Source organism: Burkholderia sp. Bp9012, assembly GCF_003853825.1.
In the GTDB taxonomy this organism is placed as follows: Bacteria; Pseudomonadota; Gammaproteobacteria; order Burkholderiales; family Burkholderiaceae; genus Burkholderia; species Burkholderia diffusa.
This window is the reverse complement of record NZ_QTQA01000011.1, coordinates 92,998-112,979: the sequence shown is the minus strand read 5'-3', so window position 1 is coordinate 112,979 and position 19,982 is coordinate 92,998. Positions and strand designations below refer to the sequence as shown.

The window sequence follows — 19,982 nt, the reverse complement described above, 5'->3', positions numbered from 1 at the left end:
CTTTCCAGATCGCGCCACCCGGCATTACCGGATCGCTGGCGCTTTCCCGTATCCCAAATTGGGCGCGTCAACTTTCACCCAAGGAATATGAAATGAACATTCCTTCCCGCATCCGTCGTTCTTCCCCACTTCACCTGCGCACGCCACGTCGGCTTGCCAGATTCGCCGGAGTCGCCATCGCTATCACTTGCTTCTTTGCAAACGGCGCGCAAGCCCAGGTGATCGTATCCGATCCAGTGAACACCTCGACAAACGATGCGGGATTCGCTGCCCAGCTGGCTAAGACCGTCGAACAGTACGCGATACAGATAAAGCAGTTCGCCAACGAGGTCAGTCAATACGAGCAAATGCTGTCGAGCATCGAGGGACTACGCAGCGGTCTCAGCCTGATGCCGAATCAGCTTCAACAGATCACCGACGAAAGTTCGTACATCGAGGCAAGCTGCCCGGGTGGCAGTGGCGGCATCATGGACACGCTCACCAGCAGCATCACGTCGATCATGGGCGGCAGCATCGCACAGCAGCAGCAGATCGTGTGCGCAAACATCGTTCATGTGCAGATCGACAAATACAACAAGACCGTGCTTGTGATGAATCAGCTTAACGACTTCTCATCCAAGTTCACGCAGATCGAGAACACCTTGGCGGGCGTCACGACGATGGCGGATACCGGCCGCGCGGCCAATCAGGCGGCGGACTATCACAACGCGGTGAGCACACAGATGTCGGACTGGCAGGCGCAGATGCAGGCCGACGACGCCAGGATCGGCGCCCTCCAAAGCATACAAGACGCCTTGGCTAAAAAAGCACTCCGTGGAAGCAACACAGTGCTCGGCAACCTCGTCCAGGCTGCTGCGCTAAAAGGCGCTTTCGAGATCAACAAGTAACTGTCACCGCGCTGATCAGCGTGACTCGATTCGCACAAGGAGAGCCAGGGAATGCGTAGCGAAAATAACGGACTCAGAGGTTGGCTGCCATGAATCCGATGGGTGACCTAACTTCATATGCGTACTACGTCCTCGTCTACCAGTACCTGCAGGACGAGATTGCAAAGTTTCAGAGCACGGTGCTCGGTAATTTGATGCAGTGGGTGTCGGGGCTTGCCCTCGTGCTCGTGACGATATGGATCATGCTGCAGGGCTACCGTATCGTCACCGGACAATCGCGCGAGCCCATGATGGAGCTGGTAGTGAGATCCGCGCGGGTCGTATTGATCGTCACCGCCGCGACGACGATGTCGATCATGAATGCGGACCTTCAATCATACCTGTCCGCCAATGGAGGTCTCGCCTCCGAGGTCAGTCAGCTCGTAGCCGGCAACGATTCGCCGGTCAGCCAAATTGACCAGAACATGGCCGCAGTCCAGCTCACCATGGCGGCGATCGATACCGTTCAGGTCTCCCCCGGAAATACCGACGAAAGCAATGAGAAGGGCCGTGCCATGATGCTCGCGACATTCGGCACGGCAAGTCCACCCATGGCCGCCGGCGCCATGCTGTTGCTGTATCAGTTCGTCATGGCCATGTTCGTCGGCTTTGGGCCGCTGTTCATTCTTTGCCTGATGTTCGAGCAAACCAAGAGCTTTTTCCAGCGATGGCTGTTCTACGGCATCGCTACGATGTTTTCGATGGCGATGCTCGATGTGATTTCCAGTATCGTGCTGAAGCTGACGCTCAACATCGCCGGCGCTCTCTGGGCCTCCTCGTTCATCAATCACATTACCGGTGATCAGGCCGAAGGCTTCGGCAACATGGCCTTACAGCAGGGCGGCATCGGCCTGCTGATGACCGTTCTGATCGTCTCCGTACCACCTGCTGCGGCTGCTTTCTTTGGGGGAGCCGTTGGTAACTTCTACAGCTTCTCCCAGTTCCAGTCGAAGCAAAACCATCCTGGCCCGCAAGGGCAGGCACCCGGTACGTACGCGAGTGGTAGCAATTCCACCCTGCCGTCCGCCTTAAGCGGCCATCAGACAAGCGAACGGCATGGCAACAGCGGAGGCAGCGCCTACGGCAGCGTCAGCCCGGGATCTGATCCGCGATTGACGGGCGCGTACGCCGCCGGCGCAAATGGTGGGGCCGGCTCTGCACAACCACCCGGCACCTACGGATTAGCAGGCAAGCAGGATGGCGCGTGATCTATTCGACTCAACGTTTAAACGTCTTAAATAAGTGTCTTTGCGTCTAGTGAAACATGCGGTGATGCGTATGCGTCATCGCCACGCGTCACGCAAGTGAATTTTCATGCTGAGGCCGGACAAAAACCACGTACACTCTGAGCAACTTTACGGAGGCGAGCGGCATGCGACGTATCACATGGTTTCGTTTCACGCTCGCACTAAGCCTGCTGAGCGCATGTCTATGGGTTCATGCCGAAGGAAATTGTCCTCCGGGTTATTATCCACTGGGTGATCCCAGCCAGGGTTCAAGCGGATGTGCTCCACGACCAGACGCCGAAGGCCAAGAAACGCGATCATCAGCGCCACCTCCACCATCACCGAAATGGGTCACCACCTGGGGAGCAATCGCGCTGTATGTTCCCAAAGGAATCCTTGGTTCGTCCACTCACCTCACCACAGTAGACGAAGCGGAACAGGCTGCGCTGCGCGACTGTAAGCTCAAAGGTGGACTGGACTGCAAGCTCGCCATTTCGTTCGGAAATCAGTGTGCGGCCATGGTGGCGGGAAATCCAGGCTACAACGTGACGTTGGGAGCCACGCCTGCTGACGCCGCAAAGAAAGGCATGACCGAGTGCCAAGGCGCCGGTAATGCCGGGTGCCATGTCTATTACTCGACATGCAGCCTGCCACAGCAAGTGCAGTAACGATCCAGCCATCGTCGTCTACCTAGGATCGGCAAAAAGATACGAACTTCATGGTGTCGGCAAGTCATGGCCATGCCGAGATGCACCAAAGCCAAAGAGTCTGCATCGCAGAGCAGGAAGCCCATGGACGCAACATTTCCACAAATCAACTGGCGGCGATATGCCAAGGGAATCGATCACGCAGCCGCGTGCTCATTTATTCTTTCGGCAGCGCTCACGCTGACGGTGTATGTCGCCGACAAACTGGCGCTCCAGTGGCTGACTCACGTCGCGACCTGGGTATCGTTGCTCACCATCCCTGTCGAGTTCTACCTGGCGGTCATGTCGACGGCCTATCTTTGGAACACGAAGCGATTCCTTCGCTGGCATCGAGACGCGCTAAGCGACAAGGTTTTCTCCCTACTCCAACTGGAACGCTGGAAGACCTCTAACGCGGCCATGGCCGCGTGGCCTATGACCGCAGCGGTCGCAGCGGCCTGTATCACATGTTGGGAAGTGACAGCGTGGCCCGCAGGGGCGACAACGATCCTTGCCGGCGTCTTCGGCGTCCTTACCGGGTGCCTCGGATTCCACTGGTTTGTGCTTCGTCGATGCAGCGCACTTATGCGCACAATCGAAGAGCAGCAGGCGCATCTGACGCTATATAAAATCGCACTTTGATCGTGCTGCGTCACCACTTTTCCGTCTTTTTCACTAGGCATGTTATCTTGAGAGGTCCCTGCGCCATCTGATCGGGTGAACGTCACCCGTGGTCCCAGCAGCGCTATAACTACGGCGAATTAGCTGAAAGGCGGCCCGATGCCGCGCGAGCGTATCAGCTTGCTTTCCAACGATCCTAGCTTCTTATGACCAGCGAACCATCGCGTCCGCCTATCGAACGTTTTGCTACGTCCGATGCGCCACACGACGAGCAGTTTGAAGCGTGGGCAGTTGAGGTGCCATTCTTCGATTTCGCGCCCAGCGAAAATGCACGTCGCTCCTTCGACATGCATTGTCAGCACGTCTCGTTTGGACCGTTCGTCCTGGAGAATCGCGTCTGGAAAGACGGGCCAACCGCGGCAACTTTTGCAGCCGAGCGCACACTACGCCACGCCCGCGCGGATCATCACGACTACTACTGCTTCAACCTGCAAGTCGGTGGATCGCTTAGTCTTAGCACCCCATCCATATCTCAGCTCAAGCAGACCGGTGATCTATACCTGCTCGACTACGGACGACCGTTCGAGTACGTCACCACAAGTGGTCACGAGATATCTCTCGCGGTGCCGCGCGCACTGCTGCCTCCGAAGGTAGAACGGCTACACGGGCATTCACTCTCGCAGGGGGCTGTTGCCTTGCTGCGGGACCATCTGTTGTCGCTTCGCCAGAACGTACCCGAGCTGAGCGCAACCGAACTCCCCTACATTGCAGATGCAACGACACAACTGCTTCTGGCCTGCGTGCAGAGTACGCCCGACGGACTCCCGGAATCCCATCGTATCGTTGACGACCTGCTTGCCCGGCGCGTACGTCACTACATCGACACGCATCTGCTAGAGACCGACTTAACACCCGATCGCATTTGTCTGGAAGCGGGGATATCGCGAGCCAAGCTCTATCAGCTATTCACCGCTTCCGGAGGCGTCATGCGCGAGATCCGTCAACGCCGACTCCATCTGGCTCATCAGGTGCTTTCGAGCGGCCAAGGGCGCTACGAAAAGATCCGCACGATCGCACGACGTTTTGGCTTCGCCGACGAGAAATACTTTAGCCGAATCTTCCGGGCTCGGTATGGCTATGCGCCCAGCGAGGCATTTGATCGGGCACAACACAAATAGCAAGAAGGCAAGGAGTATCCACTAAAAACTCATCAGAGTTCCCATCCGCGCGGGAGCGGCGATGCTCGTCTGTGCCCTCGGCGGCAGCTCTGCTTCCGGCACAAAATCGTCGCAACTTCTACTTCAGATCAGCGTCGCTCGAACGCCAGAATGGAAGACCTGACGCCCTCTTCACATCCCCTTCCTAGGGAATACCTTGCCATCCGCCGCTTCGAACATATGCCAGCAACCTATCAATGAGATTAAATGGAACGCTCGCCTGACGGCCACCTTCATAATGGCTTATATTCTCGGAATCCGCAGTGAGGCTCCAACGCTTCAGTTCCAATGAATTCTCACTGACATCGTGCGACCTAGCGGGCGCCGCCACAAGAAAACCATTTGGGGATCGTATGGCCGACGGATATGAGGTGCAAAGCAAGCGAGGTTCGATGTGGCATCGATGGGACCCGCACATCCACACCCCCGGCACAGCCTTGAACGACCAGTATGGAGGCGCTGATCCGTGGGAGGCCTTCCTCGGTGCCATTGAGTCGTCGAGCCCACCCATTCGCGCCTTGGGAATCACTGACTATTTTGGAATCGAGCGCTACGAACAGGTCGTTGAAGAAAAGCGTCGTGGCCGCATGCCTGGCGTGGGTCTGATTTTCCCCAACGTCGAACTGCGCTTGGGTATCGAAACCACAAAAGCTTCGGCCGTCAATATCCACCTCCTGTTCTCCCCGCAAGATATTGACCATGTCGAACGCATCAAGCGCTTTCTCCTGGAATTCGAATTCTCCCACCTGAACGAAACCTATCGCTGCCAGCGCAGCGACCTGATTCGCCTTGGCCGTATCCACAAACCTGCGCTGACGAACGATGAAGCGGCACGATCCGAGGGCGCGAACCTGTTCAAGCTAAATTTCGATCAGCTTCGACAAGCGTGGTCGAAAAGTGAGTGGGTTAAAAAGAACGCCTTGATTGCTGTCGCAGGTGGCGAGAAAGATGGAACCTCGGGATTGCGCGATGCTACCGGCTCCTTTGCTGCGCAGCGCAAAAATATCGAAGGTTTGGCGCATATCATCTTCAGTGCTAATCCCAAGCAGATCCGGTTCTGGCTCGGCAAGGAAAGCGTCACCGTCGACGAACTCGAAAGCCAGTACAACGGATGCAAGCCGTGTCTGCACGGGTCAGACGCACATTCGCTCGCCAAAGCCGGCCAGCCCGATGGCGAGCGCCGCTGCTGGATCAAAGGCGATCTGACGTTCGACGCGCTGCGCCAGACCTGCATCGAACCAGAAGAACGCGTGTTCATCGGCGCAGAGCCCCCACGCGGCGCACTGGACAGTCACACGATCAACGCCGTGTCTGTGACCAATGCGCCTTGGATCGCAAGGGGCACCGTTGATTTAAACGCGGGGTTGGTGGCCGTGATCGGGGCGCGAGGCTCCGGTAAAACCGCGCTGGCCGATCTGATTGCGGCCGGCGGCCTCGCACTTTCCCCGCATCTGAACGAACGCTCCTTCATCCTGCGCGCGAAACAATACCTAGGTGACAGTTACGCCGAACTGCAATGGGCATCGGGCGAAAAGACCGGCAACGAACTCGCTCAAACCGACATGGAGGACCTGCTGGCCAGTCCGTATGTCCAGTACCTGTCGCAGCAGTTCGTGGATCAACTTTGCTCGGCGGAAGGCCTGAACGACGCGCTGGTCATGGAGATCGAACGCGTGATCTTCAATGCCCACCCCATGACGGATCGACAGGGGGCCGATTCCTTTAAGGAGCTGCTGGACATTCGTCTGGAAGGCTCACGTCAGAAGCGCGAGCGCCAACAAGAGGCGCTGACCAGGGCGTCCACGGACCTCACCGACGAGCGCGTCAGGAAGGACGGTCTCAAGGCGCTGGAGAAAGACAGGGACGAGAAAAAACGCGCGATCGAAAAGGACAAGACCGATCGCAAGTCGCTGGTCGCCAAGGGCAATGAGGAACGCGCGAAACGCCATGAGCAGGTGTCGCTGGCCGTCGATGCCAAACGACAACTTGTGGACCACGCCAAGCGCCGGCATCAGACACTTCTGCATTTGCAGGATGACGTGAGTGACTTTCGGCTCCGACAGGCACCGTCCCTACTGGCCGATCTGAAAGACGAGCGCGAACATGCCGGTCTCAGCGCCGCCGACTGGGAGGCCTTCAAACTCGACTACGTGGGCCCAGTGGACTCCCTGCTAACGGAGCGCATCAAACAGGCGAACCTGTCGATCATTGCGCTACAAGGGCCCGCAAAAACCGATCCAGCGGTTCAGGAAAATCCTGACCCGTCCATCGAACTCGTTCCCGCACATGCGAGTCTCGCCGATCAGACGCTCTCCTTGCTTGAGCGGGAATTGGCTCGGCTGCGTAAGCTGGTCGGCGTCGACGCACAGAACGCCAAACGCTTCACGACGTTGTCGGACAAGATTACCAAGGCAGAGGCCGCATTGACCAAGGTGGTCCAGCAGATCGAGCGGGTTCAGGGAGCGGATGAACGCATCCGGGCACTGGTCAATGCGCGACGCACCGCGTACGCCGCCATTTTTGAGGCCATCGTCGAAGAAGAGAAAGAGCTTGCGGATCTGTACGCGCCGATCAAGACGCGTATCGATGAAGCCGAAGGTTCGTTGTCGAAACTGTCGTTCTCGGTTCGTCGAATGGTCGACCTAGAACAATGGGCGGCCAAAGGCGAGAGCCTGCTGGACTTGCGTACCAACGGCCCCTTCAAGGGACGCGGTGAACTGCTGCGAGCGGCACGCGCGGGGTTGATGGCGGCATGGGAGACGGGGGACGCGACGGAGGCCGCCACCGCCCTTTTCGACTTCGTCAAGGCCAAGGAATCAGCGCTCAGGACGCATATGCCCGAGAACGCAGACTTCCGCGCATGGGCGCGCAGCATATCGGATTGGCTGTACAGCACCGACCACATTACGGTCGGCTATGGTCTGCAATACGACGGCGTTGATATCGAACAGTTATCGCCCGGAACCCGAGGCATCGTCCTGCTGTTGCTGTACCTCGCTATCGACGCGGAAGACGACCGACCGCTCATCATCGACCAGCCCGAAGAAAATCTGGACCCGCAATCCATCTTCCAGGAACTGGTGCATCGATTCCGCGACGCCAAGAAGCGGCGCCAGATCATTATCGTGACGCACAACGCCAATCTGGTCGTGAATACCGATGCGGATCAAGTGATCATCGCTCAATGCGGACCACATAGGTCGGGTCAGTTGCCGGTCATTACCTACGAGAGCGGCAGTCTCGAAAACCCGCAGATCCGGCAGCATGTCTGCGATATCCTCGAAGGTGGCGAACGCGCATTTAAGGAGCGCGCCAGGCGATTGCGGGTGTCCATTTAGTAGAGAGACGCCAGATATGGCACACGACACTAGCAACACGCTGCGATCTACCTAAGAACATGCGGTCACCAAGCAGATCAACAAGCCTCACCCGGAAGGTCAACGCATAAGCGCCAGGCTTGGGCGTCTGCGGAGCATTGTGGTCATGGCAACATTGGTGCCTTGACAGGTGCCGCCGCTTGCCGAGCATCGGCGTTGGACGACACCAGAGTCTCATGGACGAGAGGGTAAAGTGCATAAAAATATCGACGACTTCAATAACTGTGTCGCGAACATCATGGGAAGGCTTTACGAAAACTTCCCGAAACAAATCCAGCTCAGCGCCAATACGTTTCACACCTTCGAGGATTTCGCGGAAGATGATCCAGAGGAAGAGAAGCATCGAAAAGTGAAGGAAGGCTATGAGCTATACGTCACCTACTTCCACTCGGCGCTCTTTCTTCTGGATGAAGGTTTTATCAGGGGAACGCGGTCAATCACGCACACCGTCATCGACGATTGTGTCTTGACGTCCAAAGGGCTAGCTAAGCTCCAGAGCGTTCCAAAGTCCATCCGGGACAAAAAGAATTCGTTGTCGGCCGGCGAGCTGTTTGCTTCGCTGGGCAAGGACGTCTTCAAAACGACAGCCAGCGAGGCCGTCAAAGCCGGTATCCGCGTATTGTTTTCATCGCAATAGATATTAAAGAACTCGAAGTACCGCCTCACACATTTTCGCTTCCCCAGTTCTCGAGCTCGGCAGGAAAGTCCATGAGCAAAAAGTCTTCTTTAAGCGTCTTTGCATCCAAGATCAAAGGAAGCGCCTTTACGCTCCCCGGCACAAGAGGCGCACCATAGACGATCGCCAGCTTGAGCTTCGCCTTGTAAGCGAACGCGATTAACGCGCGAAGCTTATATTGGGGCAAACCAAACACACCAAACCTATCTCCATCTCGCAACGAACGCCGAAACGCTTCCGCATGCTTCTTAGAAATAAAGACCGGGAGATTGAACGGGAATCCAGACGGAAAGGCATAATAGGTTCCGTTGCTCTGTCCATCAGGGCCTGGGTGAAGTTCTGCAATACACCAGAAGGGCTCTCCCATGAGATCGGGTTCATGGATCAAGCTAGTAGTGATGTGCTGGACGAGTAATTGTGGAATGGTAGGAAAGGTGGCTTTGGTGCGGATTTCGGTGATGGTGATCAGTCGTTTCGGCGAACGTGATCGGTCTGGATGGTGGTGTTGCGCGGTCAATGGATTATAGCGACGGTGATCACGATCAGGCGTCAGCGGTTTCGGATTTCGTTTTCTTTCTCATCGAATCACCCTTGACCAGAAGCTTGTGGGCCTGATGCACGAGCCGATCGAGAATCGCATCGGCCAGGGTGGGATCCTGCAGCCACGCATGCCAGTGTTCGAGCGGCAACTGGCTAGTGATCACAGTCGAGCGCGTACCGACACGATCATCAAGTACCTCGAGCAGATCGTTGCGCGCGGCCTGGTCGAGATCCTGCAAGCCCCAGTCGTCGAGGATCAGCACATCGATCTTCGCGAGTTGAGCGAGCCGGCGTGTGAAGCTGCCGTCGCCGTGCGCGATTTTCAGTTCTTCGAACAGCCGGGCGACGCGCACATAGAACACCGAGAAGCCCTGACGGCACGCCTGCTGGCCGAACGCGCATGCGAGCCACGTCTTGCCTGCGCCCGTGGGGCCGGTCAGGATCAGGTTCTGCGCATTGCGCACCCAGTCGCAGCCGGCGAGCGTAGCGACGATGCGCTGGTCCAACCCGCGGCTTTGCCGGTATTCAATGTCCTCGACGCAGGCCTGTGGGTTCTTGAGCTTCGCTGCGCGCAGCAAACGTTCGAGTCGCCGCGTATCGCGCCAGGCCAGCTCGCGATCGACGAGCATGCCCACGCGCTCCTCGAATGACAGGCTGCTGCTGGCCGTGAGCGTCGACTGCTCCTCGAACGCGCGGGCCATGCCGTCCAGTTTGAGCGCCTTCAGCTGGGTAAGGGTGTGCTGCATCAACATCGTGACCTCCTTCGGTCAGTGGTAGTAGTCGGGACCGCGTACGTTCTCGTGCTCGGGCGAGCGCCATTCGGTGAGGCTGTTCGGGAGCGAGGGCTGCAGGTCGAGCCCCGCTTCCAGGATCGACAGCACGGAGCGGCGTGTGGGCGAGCCGATCTTTAATGCGCGCTGGCACGCTGCTTCAAGGCGGTATTTGCCGTACTTGCGCGCGAGCGAGAGCAGACCGAGACAGGCGCGATAGCCCATCTCGGGGTGGGGTTTGTTGGTCAGCAGATGCCGCACGACAGCTTCGGCGCCGGGGCCGACGGATGCGCCCCAGTTGAGCAGTCGGCCCGGAGTCCACTCCATGTGGGCACGATGCGCGGCCGGCATGTGTTCGCCGATGGTCGTGTGTTTGCCTTTGAGGCGCGAGCGTGCGTGCGCAGCGACACGCCTGCCGCCATGCAGGATCTCGACGCCGTGGCGTGTGATACGCGCCCAGACCTCCTGCCGTGCGAGGCTGTGCGGGACGCTGTAATAGTGGCCGCCGACATCGACGTGGTAATCGATGTTCACACGACACTTCTGGAAGGTGGCGATCTCGTAGCGCCGTACGGGCAACGCACGCAGTACGGGCTGGTCCAGCCGTTCAAACCATTCGCGACGGTTGCCTTCGAGCCGCTTGAACGGGCGCTGGTTCAGGTCGGCGATCAGTCCTGCAATGGCCTTGTTGAGCTCGGCCAGACTGTAGAAACGATAGTGGCGCAGCCGGGCCAGCACCCAGCGCTCGACGATCTGCACGCCGACTTCGACCTTGGCCTTGTCCTGCGGTTTGCGCGGACGCGCTGGCAGCATCGCCGTGCCATAGTGGTTCACGAAGTCCTGCGTGGTCGTGCCGAGTCCCGGTTCGTAACGGTCGGGCCGCGCGATCAGCGCCTTCGGGTTGTCGGGTACGAGCAGTTCGGGCACGCCGCCGATGAACTCCAGCGCGTCGCACAGACTGCCGATCCAGTCCGCCATCGTCTCGGTGCGCGTCGCGCACGCGAACGTGTAGTTTGATGCGCCGAGCACGGCAACGAACACGTGCGCTTCGAATTCGACGCCGCCATCGCGTGCGAGGATCGGCACGGTGGGGCCCGCGAAGTCGGCGAACAGCTTCTCGCCGGCGCGGTGCTGCTGGCGCATCGAGCGCTTGATCGACTTCGCCCAGTCCTTGTATTTCTGGCAGAACTGCGTGTAGCGGTAAGTCCGCAGGCCGGGGTTCGCCTCAGCGTATTCTTCCCATAGCAGTTGCAGCGTCACGCCCTTGCGGCGCAGTTCGCGATGCAATGCCGCGTAGTCGGGCTCGATGCGCCGGGATGGGGTTGCCGTGGCATCGGTTGCCGCGGGCTTCAGGCGGGCTTCCAGTTCATCGTCGGACAGCGCTTCGGCTGCGGCCCAGTCGAGTCCCGCCTGACTGGCCTGGGCAGCGAACTTCGACACGGCTCCGACGCTGATGCCAATGGCCCGGCTGATCTGCCGATGCGTCAGACCACACGCCCACTTCAGCCGCAGGACTTCCTTCAATTTGCGCATGCTCATCCGAGGTGTCGGCATCAGCGCTTCTCCCGCAAAAAAGGGAGCAGGCTAACGCCGCCGGTGAATACATGCGCAACGCCACCGCCAGACTCAAACCCGGATTACGTTCCGGTTACGTGATCACCCGTTTCGGTCCCGTGATCGCTCATTCCGGCATCGTAATCACGCGTTTCGGAAATCTGTGACGAGCGATCACGATCAACCGAAACAGGTGATCACGATCATTCGGAATCCGTGATCACGATCCGCCGGAATGCGTGATCACGTTCGCCGAAATACGCAGGCTTTGGTCAGCGCCAGCATCCCATGTCGCTCCGCGACGTTCACGGCGCCATCCTGATAACCGTTACGCGAAACAACGACTCCGATGAGATCGTTCCCGATGTTTTTGATCTTCTGGTGGAATTCAAGAATTTGCCCCTGACTGACAGGGTTCGTCCAGTCCTTACATTCGATCGCGACACGGTGGCGAACGCCGGCTTTCCAGAACTCGTAATATACGTCAATCTCGTAAGTTTCCCCCGACGGAAGAACGAAGGTTGTTCGCTTCGATACCTGAATTCGCTCGCCTTTCAAGTTGAGAAGCGTGCTGTACACGTAATGCACGTAGTCTTCCCAGTCGGCTCCTTTCTTCATTTATCCTCCGTTGAACTGTTATCGAGAGCATGAGCGACGAAATCGCATCAAGTACCGGCGGTAAGGGGTAACCTCCGTGTGCTCGTGCGCGTAGTCGGTACGCTCGCGAGCCCCAACCCCAACCGCCCTCGACGATCGACCCTTCATGGTCGATCGTTGCGACGATGATCCGCGACACACGCAAGGAATGCATGCGCCGCGCGTCGCACATACCGAAGTCAAGCATCGGTATATTCTCTGGGGATTCGCGCCGCCCTCTTCTCCGGCACATTATATAAATCACGATGGGAAGTCCCAGGACCCGCTTACGATGAGTCAGGAAAACATCATCCGCTACTGGCACGCGGTAGAGTTGCTGCAGCCGCAAAAAGCCCCAAAGCCACGCAAACGCGACTCGCTGAGTTTCCCGTTTTTCCACGACGTTACTGTCAATACGCTCATTCCCGCCTGGTCTCCCGATAGTCCGGTTGCGAAGCAGGCGCTGCCGAAAAAGCGCGTGTGGAGTCATACGCTCTACGCGCATCTCTACGACAGCCAAGTGATCGCAAAAGAGCTTGAGAAGCTCTATGGCGCCGACGAGGGATACAGGGAGCCACAGTCACGCGAGTCGGCTCTCTTTGCGGTGAAGTTCACGGCCAATGGCTTCATGGTGCCGGACAGCTTGGTGATTTCCAGCGAAGCGTGGTTTCTGGGCCGGGCCCTCAAAGGCCGGGATTGGACCCACGGCTTCGACGAGGCTCAGACAGAGATCCGCAAGGACATCGTCGCCCTGATGGGCGGCAAGGTCAGTGGCGATGCCTTGCGCGAGCTCGTCCATCGCGTGCAACGGTTCCTTGAGGTCGACACCTTCTTCGGTGACCCAGGCGAGCGCCGACTGCGTTTTCGGTCCGCTCCCATCAATCCCGAAAAACCACAGCAAGAGGATGATCCTCTCAACAGCTTCCTGCTGGCCGATCTCAGCATGGTGGCTCATGCCGTGCGCCACGGCGTCACAAGCCTCCCGCTGGATCGATACCTTCAAGTCCACGATGCTCGCCAACGGCTGCATCTCGACAGCGACAAAGCCTCCGAGCCGTTAATCGAACGTTTGCTGCCTGAGCACTACAGCCCTGCATGCTGGCCCTCGGAAAAACACCTCGGCCTGGTCCATTCGCAACAATTGGCCGTGAATACGATTCTCGACACCCTCGCGGACGATGCTGGTCTCCTGGGCGTCAATGGGCCTCCAGGCACCGGCAAGACGACCCTGCTCCGGGATCTGATTGCGGCCGTCGTCACGCGCCGGGCCGATGTCCTGGCGGGTTTTCGCCGCGCCTCTGACGCCTTCGTCTCGAACGGCCTCGAACGCGCGAACGACGGTGGACGCATGCAGCTAAGCCATCAGCTCAAGCCGGAATTATTGGGCTTCGAAATCGTCATCGCGTCCTCCAACAACGGCGCGGTTGAAAACGTGACGCTGGAATTACCCCAGCGCGACAAGATCGATGAAAGCTGGTGGCCCGACGCGGCGTATTTCAGCGACCTGGGCGAGCTGGTGAGCGGCAAGCCGGCCTGGGGTCTGATCTCGGGCGCCCTCGGAAGTAAAGCGCGCCGCAATGCCTTTGTGAATCGCTATTTCTACGGCGAACGGCCGTCACGTGAGGCGCCCACCGCAGCCCCTCCCGAGGCGCCTGCCCCGCAGGGTTCAGACGCCGGCACGCCGGCAGACGAAGAGGATGTCGTCATCGACGATGATGTCGACTCCATTGCCACGGCCGCCGGCGATACGACGGCGGGTCCGACAGATCAACCGAAGGGATTGGAAGGGTGGCTCGACGCGGAAGCGGACCGCGAACGGACGAGCGACGAGCGCTTGCAGCTTTGGCAACAGGCGGTCGCCGACTACCAGAAGGCACGCCTCGATGTCGAGCGGATAACGCGCCAAACCGAGCAGCTTCACACGCTCCTCCCCGGACTGCGGCAAGCGCGCGTCGATGCGTCCCGTCAGGCGGTTGACCTTGATGCGTTGCGCGTGAAACAAGCCGAGACCATCGAGCACGCCACTCGCTTTGATCGGGAGGAATGGAAGCCAGCGCATACGGCGTTGACGACCAGTCTGGACCAACTGGAGCATCACCTGGGCACCAAGCCCGGCTTCTGGCATCAGATACGATCCTTGGGTCGTGCTGGTCGTGCTTGGCGAACACAGCATCAGGCGCTCCGGCGTCGCCACGCTCTCGCCGACGCCGGATTCCAGCGTGCCGATCGCATCGCGCGTCAGAACGAGGCAGAGCGGGAAAAGCTCGGGCGCGCCATCATCGACGGCACGCGTCTGCTGGAACGTCATGAAGAACGGGCTCGTGACCTGACTCGCCAGATCACCGCCATCGCCCACGACGCCAACGCGGCACACCTGGTCAGCTGGCTGAGCACCGGGATCATCGGCCGCGGCGATGCCATCGAGCTCGCCGAGCCCTGGATCATTGACGGTTGGCGACAGGCGCGGGCCAATCTTTTTGTCCAGGCCCTCAAGCTGCACCGCACCTTTTTCGCCCTGGAAGCCAAGCGACTACGCACAAACCTCAAATTCATCAACAGTGTGCTGACCGGCGGCCGCTACCTCGGGATGTCCCGCAACGCGATACGCTCCGCCTGGGCCTCGCTGTTTCTGGTTGTGCCGGTCCTCAGCAGCACCTTTGCATCCTTTGCACGCTCCTTCGGCTCGCTGGAGGCCGGCGAGATCGGCTGGCTGCTGGTTGATGAGGCGGGTCAGGCAACGCCCCAGGCGGCCGTGGGCGCCCTCTGGCGGGCCCGCCGCGCGGTCCTGGTAGGCGACCCGCTTCAGCTCAAACCCATCGTGACCGTGTCCGACGCCGTTCTCGAACACATGCGCACACGTTATCGGGTCGCTCCGCATTGGCTTCCGAACCGGCAGTCTGCCCAAACGCTCGCCGATCAGGCTACGCGATGGGGCCGCATGATGGGGCCACCTGATGGAAAGACGTGGGTGGGTCTACCCCTCGTCGTACATCGCCGCTGCGACCACCCCATGTACGCGCTCGCCAATCGCATCGCATACGATGGCGTCATGGTCTATGGCACGCGAGCACCGTCACCCGAGAAGGAAACGCCGGCAAGCTTGCCGACGGGCTGGATTCACGTACGCGGCCCCGCGTCCGGCAACTGGGTGCCGGCCGAGGGCGACGTGCTGCGACAATTGATCGCCCGGTTGCGAGGCGATACCGTCGATCTGGCCGACATCTCGGTCGTCACCCCTTTCAAGGATGTGAAAGAGCGCCTCAGCGCCATGTTGCCCACCCGCATGACCTACGGAACGATCCACACCATGCAGGGCAAAGAGTCGTCCGTGGTCATCCTGGTGCTCGGCGGCAACACGACCAGCCCCCAAGCACGGGCATGGGCTGTTTCAGAGCCCAACCTACTCAACGTCGCCGCCACGCGCGCAAAGCGCCGACTGTACGTCATCGGTGATCACGACGACTGGAAGTCTCGCCGGTTGTTCTGCGACTGCCTAGACTTGTTGCCGCCCCTGTCGCTCGAAAGCCAGCCACGTTGACGACATGCCAGACGGACATCGTGACTTCTCGACCCCGTTGTCGCCCGCTCATGGCTCACAATGTCACGAACTCGGGAAACTGTCGTAACCCAGCGGCACGGCGAAATACGTCCCATCGAACGAACCGTTCATGCCACAGAACGGATTGCTGTCACTGCCGGGGGCAACGATCATCTTGACCTTGAGCAACGCACCTTCGCGGCTCAGACGCAAACGGCTCGCGTTGGCGTCTGCCTCGGCAAGCTTCGACGTGGCGTCCATCTCCTCAGTCGTGGGTTCCAGCAAGTTGCCAACAGCCCTGCCGCTCCCGTGATACTCGCAGACCCAGTTGCCATTGGCCGGCTGAGCCGCATTACCTTCGACAATGAGCGCACCATCGGCCCCGATCTTGATGTCGAATCCGCCGGCAACATTGCGCCAGCTACCGACGAAACCTCCGGGCGGATGGGAGTTAATCGCGCGAAGAAAGGTCGCACGTTCTTGAAGGACAGCCCCAAGATCCGGCGGTGATATACTTTTCGGCGCCTCACCGATCGCGTCTCGCGTGCCGACAAACCAACGCTGGTCATCAGCCAATGCGCCGGCTGAGGCCGCATCGAGTTCGGTCCGCAACGCCCGGTACGCCTCGGCGATCTTCATGTCCGGCGCCGCCAGGCCCGGATGGGCACAGATCGCTTTCTCCGCAGCCGATCGGGCCTTTGCACAGTTGAAAGAAGGGCCGGCCGCGTAGACGCCGGCCGACAGACACAGGCTTAGGCCCCAAAGCGCATACCGGAGGAACGGGGTCTGTTGCTTCCATGTGCTCATGGTCATTCCAAGGAAGGGTTCATTCGCCTGCAGGGATAGGTTTGATGCGCAGAGCGCCAACCCGTTTCATCCTTGGTCTCACTGCGGCGGCTTGAAAACGAACAGGACGGCTATTCGGCCGCATGGCGGTAAGTGAATGGCCCTCAACCACCCAGGCATCCGTCGCGAAGGTGCCTATAGGGAGACCGTACTCATCGCTTCGGCCGTCCCACGAGGCCATCGAGGCCGAGCATGCCAGATCGATGCCACGGCCCAGCGGCGTCGAGACTCTACGCCCCGTGAACAATGCCCTTCTTTTGTCTCGCTCCGGGTCGAATTCGACGATCACGGCAACTTTTGCACCGGGGCATGATTTCCACCGTCGCTGAAGGGCGAACTCAGTCCATCCTCAATTCATCGTTTCCGGCGACAACCACCGCCGCTCGAAACGAGTCGCTTCATCTATGAAGCGACTGAGAAACTTATCCTTGGGAGCAGATCGATTCGCCTTGCCTAGGCAGACACGCGCCTCAGCTAGATCAGTCGGCGATGAGTAGACGTGCGCGTAGGCCTTTTGAAGTTCACATAGATGTTTGGGCTTACCATAAGAAGCAGCCTTATCGAGCTCCATCACTGCGTTAGAAACGTTTCCAAGTCGTCCCTCGATCATTCCTTTCGTGAAATGAACCTCCGGGTCATCAGGCAATAGTAAAACGGCCCTTTTGGATTGCTCCAGCGCAGAGTCAAACTTCTTCACTTTCATTAGGGTGTAAGCATAACGATCGAACAACCAGCCATTTTCAGCGTCTTCTAGTATAGCGATTTCGTAATATCCGAGTGCGTCATCCAAGCGTTCCTCGGTGAAGCTCTTCCATGCAGCACGTGCCGCCGGAACGCGAAATGCTCGGACATTTCGGTCATGCACTTGAGCGCTCGCACTATTCAAGAACTCGGCATATCGCCTGCGAACCCACTCTACATCCTCAACCGAGGGCGTGCGCTTCCCATCAATTTGTTCCCACCTCTCGATACAATAGTTGTAGAACTCTGCGCTGAACGTGATCTGCAACGTTCCTTCAAAGCGGGTTATGCTTGCAATACCTTTACTCTCTTCAATTGCTTCGCTTGCCGCAGCAACGGTAACGGCGGCCCGTTGACAGCAGAGCTGCAGAAGGTATTGGTCGTGGCTGTCCCCTAGCCGGCTCATCAGTAGCAGGACGCGCCGCAATTCTGGTGATAAGCGAGCCCAAGCGTCGTCATAGAGGAATTGACCTAAGTCCTGTCGTTGCATGCGTTGCACTCGCTGGAACGCGCTATCTAGGCTGATACCGGGAGTGGAAGCGGCTTGGACGAAAACCTCCAAGGCAATCGGCTTGTTGATCAACAAGCGTGAATATCTTTTAAGCGTCGCGTCTCCCGCTTGCTGTATTGAAATGCAACGGAGGACGCCGCCTCGTTTCCGCAGGAACTCCGCCCCTTCCTCTTCAGACCAATTTTCAGTTTGCAAAGGCAGCGCCTCAATGTGCTCACGACGGCGCGACGTCAAAACGACTCTCCCGACACGTCTGGAAAGCTCATTTATCTGAGCGGCCAGTGCTTGGACATCAGCATCGCTTCGAGCCATAGTTTCGGTGTTGTCGAGCACGATTAGATGGCTGTCTCTGGAGATTTTCATTTCCGCAAGGAGCGACCCAAGCTTTTGAATAACGTCACGTGGGCTTTTCTCGAACCAAGACCGATCAAGATTTGGCGTCGTCAGCATGCGGGCAATGTCGAGCGCAACGTCTGCAACCCCGATATCTTGGGCCGATATCTGCTCCAAACCCTGAAGCCCCCATCTCGTCTTTTTCGCGGTGTAGAACGTAATGAGTTCAGGCCGCCATTCAACTGTAATAGTCCCTTCGAGAACCCGATGCAAAAATTCCACGACAAGAGTGGTCTTGCCGACGCCACCATCGCCCCAGACCATGCATTTACGTGAGTCGGGATCGTCCGCCCACGCCGCGAGATCGGTTATCTCCTTAGCACGGCCGGTGAATACGTCGGAAGACGCCAACCTTTCTGGAATATGCACAAACGGCTTCCAACTGTCGGTCCACACCGGCTCAGCAATGTCGTATTCGGGGGTGGCTGCTCTAGGAAGGTCAAGCAAGACATTGGGGACCTCATATGTCACTTCGTCCCTTGTCAGAAGCGTCTTTTGGATCTGTGCGTCAACCTGGACCCGACCGGCAGAAGTTCGTCGTAATCTGCGATAGCAGATCGGGTTGCCGTTAAACAGTTTCAGGGTAGTTAGTTCTTCCGGCGCGCGATTGCCCAGCGCAGTGAGATACAGTCTCTCGTCATCTTTGGATGAAGTTGGGAGAATGCCGGCTAGGCAACGGACCAGTGCCTGGACTACTGCAACGTCAGTCTGCGGACTGTACCCCCCAGGTAACCCATGCCCTTCCGCGCCATCATTCCGGCTGCGAATGAAGGCACTAAGAATCGTTTCCAGGTTTGCTCTAGCCGCGCCAGTCAACTGACGTAGTTCGGCGGGGAGATCCGCTTGTTCCCAATATTGCCGTCCGACCGAACGCCAGCCGAGGTTTTCGGCGGCCACTAGCAGTTGCGATAAGAGGCTGACGAGGGAGCCATCCGCAGGCTGCGAAAACAGGGTGATGTCCACTGACGTGTAGCTGGAAAGCCGCGAAGGATCGTCTCGGAGAGCCCGGACGATCCATTCGCCCAACGATACACAGGCATGTTGCATAGTAATTCTAAAAATGCCAAGGGCCGCTATACGCACGTGTGTGGGGTCTTTGAGTTGTTCCGCGGCCTTGATTCGATTGCTGAGCAGTTTATACATTCGAGTTTTACCTCGTTGCTGTGTCGTCTTGGCAGAATTATCGCTGAGATCCCCCAGAGTGCGGCAATGCTTCAAGTGAAGCACAACGACGCAGCTCTATGACCGCGGTTTGGCGGTCTACTCTCATCGCGTCCAATAGATCACGTATTGCTCGCAGCAAAGGTGCGATAGCCCCAGCGAGCGAGCTGCGACGCGAGACTGCCCCCCTGAACAACGCACTCCTTTTTGCATCGCTCCCGGGCGGCCTGCGTTGGGGGTACCATTCTCACTGGAATCTATGGATATCCAAGGTGGTACCGTTGCGAGACGTGCCGCTGCCGGATGCTCGCAGATCCAGTTCCCATTGGCAGGCTGAGCCGCATTCCCGCAAACGCCGCCCGGCCAGAATGAGGTGTTCCCCCTGCGTGGTCCCTAGGGGAGACCAATATGTCCTTGGACGTGCGGCGTTGCAATTTCACAACACGTCATCGGCAGGTCGGCGGTTCCATCAAAATCCATTGGCGTCCATCGCTTTAGACAGCGTCAAACTGGTACATTTTTCGGTACATTTTTTAAAGTTCAAAAATAAATATTGTTTGATA

Annotated in this window: 14 protein-coding genes; 8 read left to right on the top strand and 6 right to left on the bottom strand. The window is 58.5% G+C overall.

Annotation, left to right across the window (positions count from 1 at the left end):
• Positions 1–92: 92 nt before the first annotated feature.
• The 7 genes from DIE11_RS17125 to DIE11_RS17095 all read left to right on the top strand — a co-directional run bounded on the left by DIE11_RS17125 (position 93) and on the right by DIE11_RS17095 (position 8,690).
• Complete coding sequence (locus DIE11_RS17125; RefSeq protein WP_124625747.1) at positions 93–887, top strand: hypothetical protein; 795 nt, start codon at positions 93–95, stop codon at positions 885–887.
• An 89-nt stretch (positions 888–976) separates the two neighbouring features.
• Complete coding sequence (locus DIE11_RS17120) at positions 977–2,134, top strand: type IV secretion system protein (protein ID WP_221622459.1); 1,158 nt, start codon at positions 977–979, stop codon at positions 2,132–2,134.
• Between the two features lie 164 nt (positions 2,135–2,298).
• Positions 2,299–2,820, top strand: coding sequence for a DUF4189 domain-containing protein (locus DIE11_RS17115; RefSeq protein WP_124625745.1), 522 nt, complete (start codon positions 2,299–2,301; stop codon positions 2,818–2,820).
• Between the two features lie 123 nt (positions 2,821–2,943).
• Positions 2,944–3,480, top strand: coding sequence for a hypothetical protein (locus tag DIE11_RS17110; RefSeq protein WP_124625743.1), 537 nt, complete (start codon positions 2,944–2,946; stop codon positions 3,478–3,480).
• Positions 3,481–3,665: 185 nt separating this feature from the next.
• Positions 3,666–4,637 (top strand): helix-turn-helix domain-containing protein, encoded by a 972-nt coding sequence (locus DIE11_RS17105; RefSeq protein ID WP_124625741.1) that lies wholly within the window; start codon positions 3,666–3,668, stop codon positions 4,635–4,637.
• A gap of 392 nt (positions 4,638–5,029) precedes the next feature.
• On the top strand, positions 5,030–8,014 hold the full coding sequence (locus tag DIE11_RS17100; RefSeq protein ID WP_124625739.1) for a TrlF family AAA-like ATPase: 2,985 nt from the start codon (positions 5,030–5,032) through the stop codon (positions 8,012–8,014).
• A gap of 232 nt (positions 8,015–8,246) precedes the next feature.
• Positions 8,247–8,690, top strand: a complete 444-nt coding sequence (locus DIE11_RS17095) for a hypothetical protein (protein ID WP_124625738.1) — start codon at positions 8,247–8,249, stop codon at positions 8,688–8,690.
• Positions 8,691–8,715: 25 nt separating this feature from the next.
• On the opposite strand, the gene DIE11_RS17090 is transcribed toward DIE11_RS17095, so the two are convergent.
• The 4 genes from DIE11_RS17090 to DIE11_RS17075 all read right to left on the bottom strand — a co-directional run bounded on the left by DIE11_RS17090 (position 8,716) and on the right by DIE11_RS17075 (position 12,211).
• Positions 8,716–9,246 (bottom strand): hypothetical protein, encoded by a 531-nt coding sequence (locus tag DIE11_RS17090; protein ID WP_124625736.1) that lies wholly within the window; start codon positions 9,244–9,246, stop codon positions 8,716–8,718.
• Positions 9,247–9,271: 25 nt separating this feature from the next.
• Positions 9,272–10,021: an IS21-like element IS408 family helper ATPase IstB gene (gene istB / locus DIE11_RS17085; protein WP_124625734.1), complete on the bottom strand. Its 750-nt coding sequence runs from the start codon at positions 10,019–10,021 to the stop codon at positions 9,272–9,274.
• A 15-nt stretch (positions 10,022–10,036) separates the two neighbouring features.
• On the bottom strand, positions 10,037–11,593 hold the full coding sequence (gene istA / locus DIE11_RS17080) for an IS21 family transposase (RefSeq protein ID WP_124625732.1): 1,557 nt from the start codon (positions 11,591–11,593) through the stop codon (positions 10,037–10,039).
• A 243-nt stretch (positions 11,594–11,836) separates the two neighbouring features.
• Positions 11,837–12,211, bottom strand: a complete 375-nt coding sequence (locus DIE11_RS17075; protein WP_124625730.1) for a restriction endonuclease — start codon at positions 12,209–12,211, stop codon at positions 11,837–11,839.
• A 310-nt stretch (positions 12,212–12,521) separates the two neighbouring features.
• On the opposite strand from DIE11_RS17075, the gene DIE11_RS17070 reads away from it, so the two are divergent.
• Positions 12,522–15,767 carry a DEAD/DEAH box helicase gene (locus tag DIE11_RS17070; protein ID WP_124625729.1) on the top strand — a complete coding sequence of 1,082 codons (3,246 nt, stop codon included), beginning with the start codon at positions 12,522–12,524 and terminating at the stop codon, positions 15,765–15,767.
• 63 nt (positions 15,768–15,830) lie between these two features.
• Here DIE11_RS17070 and DIE11_RS17065 read toward each other — a convergent pair whose 3' ends face one another.
• Together DIE11_RS17065 and DIE11_RS17060 are read right to left on the bottom strand one after the other, a co-directional pair.
• Positions 15,831–16,574, bottom strand: coding sequence for a lysozyme inhibitor LprI family protein (locus DIE11_RS17065; protein WP_124625727.1), 744 nt, complete (start codon positions 16,572–16,574; stop codon positions 15,831–15,833).
• A gap of 388 nt (positions 16,575–16,962) precedes the next feature.
• The gene (locus DIE11_RS17060) at positions 16,963–19,401 is read right to left on the bottom strand and encodes a tetratricopeptide repeat protein (RefSeq protein ID WP_124625725.1); all 2,439 of its coding nucleotides are present in this window, start codon (positions 19,399–19,401) and stop codon (positions 16,963–16,965) included.
• Positions 19,402–19,982: the final 581 nt, after the last annotated feature.

What these genes read in the sequence shown, in the direction of transcription:
- istB (WP_124625734.1), bottom strand. Translation starts at nt 10,021, where the DNA reads ATGTTGATGCAGCACACCCTTACCCAGCTGAAGGCGCTCAAACTGGAC.
- DIE11_RS17120 (WP_221622459.1), top strand. Translation starts at nt 977, where the DNA reads ATGAATCCGATGGGTGACCTAACTTCATATGCGTACTACGTCCTCGTC.
- istA (WP_124625732.1), bottom strand. Translation starts at nt 11,593, where the DNA reads ATGCCGACACCTCGGATGAGCATGCGCAAATTGAAGGAAGTCCTGCGG.
- DIE11_RS17110 (WP_124625743.1), top strand. Translation starts at nt 2,944, where the DNA reads ATGGACGCAACATTTCCACAAATCAACTGGCGGCGATATGCCAAGGGA.
- DIE11_RS17125 (WP_124625747.1), top strand. Translation starts at nt 93, where the DNA reads ATGAACATTCCTTCCCGCATCCGTCGTTCTTCCCCACTTCACCTGCGC.
- DIE11_RS17075 (WP_124625730.1), bottom strand. Translation starts at nt 12,211, where the DNA reads ATGAAGAAAGGAGCCGACTGGGAAGACTACGTGCATTACGTGTACAGC.
- DIE11_RS17105 (WP_124625741.1), top strand. Translation starts at nt 3,666, where the DNA reads ATGACCAGCGAACCATCGCGTCCGCCTATCGAACGTTTTGCTACGTCC.
- DIE11_RS17100 (WP_124625739.1), top strand. Translation starts at nt 5,030, where the DNA reads ATGGCCGACGGATATGAGGTGCAAAGCAAGCGAGGTTCGATGTGGCAT.
- DIE11_RS17060 (WP_124625725.1), bottom strand. Translation starts at nt 19,401, where the DNA reads ATGTATAAACTGCTCAGCAATCGAATCAAGGCCGCGGAACAACTCAAA.
- DIE11_RS17115 (WP_124625745.1), top strand. Translation starts at nt 2,299, where the DNA reads ATGCGACGTATCACATGGTTTCGTTTCACGCTCGCACTAAGCCTGCTG.
- DIE11_RS17065 (WP_124625727.1), bottom strand. Translation starts at nt 16,574, where the DNA reads ATGAGCACATGGAAGCAACAGACCCCGTTCCTCCGGTATGCGCTTTGG.
- DIE11_RS17070 (WP_124625729.1), top strand. Translation starts at nt 12,522, where the DNA reads ATGAGTCAGGAAAACATCATCCGCTACTGGCACGCGGTAGAGTTGCTG.